Source organism: Niallia sp. Marseille-Q9988 (assembly GCF_976954375.1).
Window position 1 is genome coordinate 1 of sequence record NZ_CDRJSZ010000028.1, and the last position, 834, is coordinate 834.

Annotated in this window: 1 protein-coding gene; it reads left to right on the forward strand. The window is 35.5% G+C overall.

Annotated features, from left to right (window positions below):
• Positions 1-152: 152 nt before the first annotated feature.
• A partial coding sequence (locus ACWNMZ_RS25385; protein WP_251628290.1) for an IS1380 family transposase occupies positions 153-834 on the forward strand: 682 nt, incomplete at its 3' end.

An 834-nucleotide genomic window follows, 5' to 3' on the forward strand; every position in this document is an offset into this window, starting at 1 on the left:
CCTGAATTATTCATAGAAAATCATTAATTGGTTACAATCGTTATTCCAATAAGCTTTTTTGTTAAATGTTAATTCACTTGATAAATGAAAAAAGAATCCATTTCTGATAAGGTTAAAACAACGACGAAATAACCACAGAAAGGATTCTTATAATGGCTACTTTACCGCAAATTACCCTTGATTTCAATCGCAAAATTAAATTGTCAAATGATGGAGGGGATCTGTCCTCCGATACTGGTGAATTTCTTTTTAGGGAATTCGATGAGAAAATTGGATTTTCAAAAACACTAGAAAACCATTTGAGGTTAAACGATTCTAGGGCCTATTACCTCCATTCAAACGAGAACTTATTACGTCAAAAGATTTATCAAATGATTGCGGGCTATTCCGAGGATGATGCAGCTGATCATTTAACGAAAGATCCAGTTTTCACCCAAATCATAGGAACGCCAGCGCTCGCTTCACAACCGAGTTTATCTCGTTTTTACACACGTTTTGATAAAGAGTCTATTGATCATTTAAATCAAGCAAACCAAGAATTACTTGATAAAATCCATTCATTTCGGGGGTCCGAAGCTTTATTTATCGATTTGGATTCAACCCATTCTGATACTTATGGAAATCAAGAGGATTCTTCCTACAATACGCATTATGGAACAATGGGTTTTCATCCATTGGTTGCTTTTGATGGTGCTACAGGTGACTTTCTTAAAGCGAAGCTTCGTCCCGGAAATGTATATACTTCAAATGGTATTGTTGAGTTTATTCAGCCATTAATTGAACACTACAACCAAAAGTTCCCTGAAACGAATTTATTCCTTCGTGGAGACAGTG